The sequence below is a fragment of the Mycobacterium sp. genome, assembly GCF_035499775.1.
Lineage (GTDB): Bacteria > Actinomycetota > Actinomycetes > Mycobacteriales > Mycobacteriaceae > Mycobacterium.
Genome location: NZ_DATJYB010000078.1, coordinates 1 through 4,274, shown reverse-complemented (window position 1 = coordinate 4,274; position 4,274 = coordinate 1). Strand labels below are relative to the sequence as shown.

General features: G+C 63.3%; 4 protein-coding genes. 3 read left to right on the top strand and 1 reads right to left on the bottom strand.

The annotated features are described in order from the left end of the window. A partial coding sequence (locus VML93_RS04820) for a DUF7064 domain-containing protein (RefSeq protein ID WP_325608224.1) occupies positions 1 to 807 on the top strand: 807 nt, incomplete at its 5' end. Between the two features lie 9 nt (positions 808 to 816). Further along, entirely contained in the window at positions 817 to 1,878 is a 1,062-nt protein-coding gene (locus VML93_RS04815; protein ID WP_325608222.1) for a phosphotransferase family protein, read from the top strand. On the opposite strand, the gene VML93_RS04810 is transcribed toward VML93_RS04815, so the two are convergent. After that, positions 1,865 to 2,773, bottom strand: coding sequence for a PP2C family protein-serine/threonine phosphatase (locus VML93_RS04810; RefSeq protein WP_325608220.1), 909 nt, complete (start codon positions 2,771 to 2,773; stop codon positions 1,865 to 1,867). The genes VML93_RS04815 and VML93_RS04810 overlap by 14 nt on opposite strands. Before the next feature lie 283 nt (positions 2,774 to 3,056). On the opposite strand from VML93_RS04810, the gene VML93_RS04805 reads away from it, so the two are divergent. Then, on the top strand, positions 3,057 to 4,274 hold a 1,218-nt coding region (locus VML93_RS04805), incomplete at its 3' end, for a transposase family protein (protein ID WP_325608218.1).

Below are 4,274 nucleotides of genomic sequence, written 5' to 3'. Positions count from 1 at the left end.
CTCGACATCGCACCCAACGACTCCGGCGTCGAATGGGAGCTGTACTACCAACCGACCGCGCCGATGTGGGAACTGCTGCCCATGAAGGTACGCGACGAGAACGGTCAAATCCTGGCCGACATGTATCACATGAAGGAACCGGGCAAGTGGACCGGGTGGGTGCACATCGACGGCAAGCACATCAGTGTCGACGGCTTCCACGGTGGCCGCGACCGGACCTTCGGCGTCCGCGTCTCCGACAAGATTGACTTCTGGCTGTGGCTCGACGCCGGTTTCAACGACCGCGCCATCGAAGCCTGGATCATCGAATCATCCGACGGCACGGTCAGATACGTCGACGGCGGCATCACCCACAACGATGGCACGCTGTCGAAGCGCTTCGTCAAGATCGAACACGAGGTGGAATTCGACGGGGAATACAAACGGCCCACCCGCGCCGCGCTGGGCTGCACCGACGAGGACGGCACCTGCTACCGCGTCACCGCCGATGCCACGCACCAGCACGTCAACGCGTACTACGGACTTCCGATGGCGCACTGCCAGTACCGGGATCTGGGCAATGGGGCCTACTTCATCCACTTCCAGTGGGACAGCACCAATCCCGGGCAACTCAGCGAGACCGAGGGTAAATCGATGGCACTCGATCAGCTGATGCGCTTTGACCTTGATGGGGCCACCGGTCAGGGCATCTTCGAGTTGCTGATGGGCGGTCAGGGTTACCGCCGGTATCCGAATTGGGCAGCGATGGACATGTCGGCCTTCACCCAGGACAAGACGCCCGTCGAGCGACTGCCCGCAGAAGGCTAGGGCCCCAACGTGAACGAGCAACTGAGCACCTGGCTACGCACCCAACTGCCCGACGCCGACGACGTTCTGGTGGAGGGCCTGGACCGGGTGACCTTCGGGCATTCCGCCGAAATGATGGTGCTGACGGTCGTGACGCGGCGCGGCGACCAGACCGACCGCCAGGATGTGGTGTTGCGGCTGCGCCCCGAGCCGCCCGCCCTATTGGAACCTTACGACCTGGCAAGGCAATTCACGATTCTGCGCGCGCTACAGCACACCCCGGTCCGGGTGCCACCGGCCTTGTGGCTGGAAGACAGCGGCGAGGTCCTCGGACGGCCGTTCTTGGTCATGGAACGCGTCGGCGGCAACGTCTTTGAAATGCAGGCGCCCACCGGCGTCACCGACGAAACCGTCGTGCGGATGTGTCAGAGCCTGGCCGAACAACTGGCGGCGATTCATTCCGTCGACCTGCAGCAGACCGGCCTGGACACCCTCGATGACGGTCACGACCACCTGAGCCGCGAACTCAACCACTGGGCCGACGAGATGAACCGGGTCAAGCGCGATTCGCTGCCCGCGCTGGAGCGGCTCTTGACGGGGCTGCGCGCCGGTATGCCTGCGCCGTGCCCGCGGGTCACCCTGGTGCACGGCGACGCCAAGCCGGGCAACTTCGCGTTCAGCGGCGGCGAGGTCAGCGCCGTCTTCGACTGGGAGATGACGACTGTCGGTGATCCCCTGACGGACATCGGTTGGCTGGAACTGCTCTGGATGCAGCCCGTCGGCATCACCAGCCACCCTGCCGCGCTGCCCATCGACGCCCTGCTGGCGCACTACGAAAAGGCCAGTGGGATCAGGCTGCAGAACCGTTCCTGGTACCGCGCCTTCAACGCCTACAAGATGGCCGTGATCTGCCTGATCGGGTCAATGCTCGTCGACAGCGGCCACAGCGACGACGAGAAGCTCATGCTCGCCGCCTACGGCACCTCGCTGCTGACCCGGGTCGGTCTGTCCGAACTCGGCATCCAGGAGACCCTCGACGACGGTCCGGTGCTGCCCCGCGCCGAACGCATTCAGCAAGTCAGTGGTGCTTAGGCGCAGTAGTTTTCGTCGAGTTAGAACGGTGGCAAGAACGCTGTCGGCTTTGCGATGTCAGCGATTTCACGACGCCCGCCGCGGCTCGACACGATTGATTAGTATTAGTGCTGGCAACATCGATGACCAGTGCGGTGATGTTATCCGGGCCGCCAGCACCATTGGCAGCATCGATCAGAGCTTTGCACACGGTGCCAGGCTGACGGGCAGCGCCAAGGATCAGGGTCAACGACTCATCATTGACGACACAGACAAGTCCGTCGCTGCACAACAAGATTCGGTCGCCGGGCTGCACCTCGACGGCGGAAACGTCGGGCAGTGCAGGCGGGGCCATGCCCACGTGACGGGTCAACACATTCCGGACCGGACTGACCGAGGCATCCTCGGCGGAGACCTTCTGCATATCGATCAGTGTCTGCAACAGGCTGTGATCGCGAGTCAGGCAGCGCAGCTGTTGTGCGCGATACAGGTAGGCGCGGCTATCGCCCAGATGGGCGACCAGCATGCGAGAACCCGCGATGACCGCGGTCACCACGGTGGTGCTGGCACCGGCGAAGCGGGGATCGCCGTCGCCCCGAACGCGTAGGTCGTCGGAGAGTTGGGCGATCGCATCGCCGAGCCGGCTGGGGGCCGACGTATCCTGCAGCTCAGCGGAATTGAGGTGACGTGCCACGTATGCCGGCAGCAATTCGACCACCGTCTGAGCGGCGAGCTCACCGTGACTGCTGGAGGCGACTCCATCGGCAACCACGAACAGACGCCGGTCGGGGTCGACGCCCCAGCGATCCTGATTGAATGAACGCTGCTGACCGATATCGCTGAGACCCGCGTAATCGACGGCGCCGACAGCTGGTCCATCGCCTCGTTGGGCGCGGCGGAAGAATGATCGATTCATGGTCTACTCCTGGGTCCACTTGCGACCGGTCATGTGCGTCACGCGCACGTCCCGATCGGCAGCAATCGATTCCCAGGGACCGTTGGCGTTCGCCGGGCTACTCGTTCGCCTTCCGGAATAGCCGTCGACTGCAAAGTGCGGGCCCCACCGCATGTTTCGTACTCCAGACTACGTGGCCATATCCAGTCCGGTCAATCAAGCGGCTTGACTCACGAAAACTGCCCGCGAAACACCCTCGGTGCCTCAGGTAAGAATGCCCGCGAAATGGTGACCGTCGTCAGGCATGGGAAGTGGGCTGTCGATGGCGTCTCGGGCCGAGATCACTACGAAGTACGCCAAGGCGTATGTGAAGGCGTCGAAGAAGGACAAGGGCCTGATTTTGGATCAGGTGATGTCGGTGACGGGCTGGTCGCGGGATAATGCTCGGCGCCGGCTTGCAGAGGCGGCGAAACGGCCGCCAGGGACGGGCCGCAGTGTCGCTGCGCGGCTCCGTAAGCCGAGGGCGCCGAAGTATTCCTATGACGCGCTGAAGGTGCTGCAGAGGGTGTGGGCCGCTTCGGGTGGGCAGTGCGGGAAGTATCTTGCCGCCTGCATGGCGCTGCAGCTCGACGGGTTGGAACGTCACGGCGAGTTGGAGTTCGGGCGTGACCGCTACAGCCCCAAGGTGCGGCAGGAACTGCTGACGATGAGTGCGGCCAGCATCGATCGTTATCTGAAAACCGCGAAGGCCAAGGACCAGATATCGGGCGTGTCGACGACGAAACCCTCACCACTGCTGCGCAATTCGATCAAAGTCCGCAGAGCTGGGGATGAGGTCGAGACGGAGCCGGGGTTCTTCGAGGGTGATACCGTGGCGCACTGCGGGCCCACCCTCAAGGGCGAGTTCGCCCGCACACTGAACTTGACCGACGTGCATACCGGATGGGTGTTCACCCGCTCGATCCGCAATAACGCCCATACCCACATCCTGGCCGGACTCAAAGCTGCTGCTACCGAAATCCCTTACGGGATAACCGGTCTGGACTTCGACAACGGCACCGAGTTCCTCAACGTGCCGGTCATCACGTGGGCTGGCAGCAAGGGCATCTACTTCACCCGTTCACGCCCGTACAAGAAGAACGACCAGGCCACCATCGAGTCGAAGAACAACCACCTGGTCCGCAAGTACGCGTTCTACTACCGCTACGACACTCCCGAGGAACGTGTTGTGCTCAATCGGTTGTGGACGCTGGTCAATGACCGGCTCAACTACCTCACCCCGACCATAAAACCGATCGGGTATGCCCGCAGCGCTGACGGCCGGCGCCGGCGCCTCTACGATGCGCCACAGACTCCGCTGGAGCGACTGCTGGCCGCTGGGGTGCTCTCCGCGGCCCAGCAGGCCGGTCTGATCGCCTACCGTGACAGTCTCAACCCCGCCAACATCGGCCGTCAGATCGCCGACCTGCAGAACCGACTCCTCATGCTGGCCACGGAGAAAACCGAACAGCTCTACCTCGCC

What these genes read in the sequence shown, in the direction of transcription:
- VML93_RS04810 (WP_325608220.1), bottom strand. Translation starts at nt 2,773, where the DNA reads ATGAATCGATCATTCTTCCGCCGCGCCCAACGAGGCGATGGACCAGCT.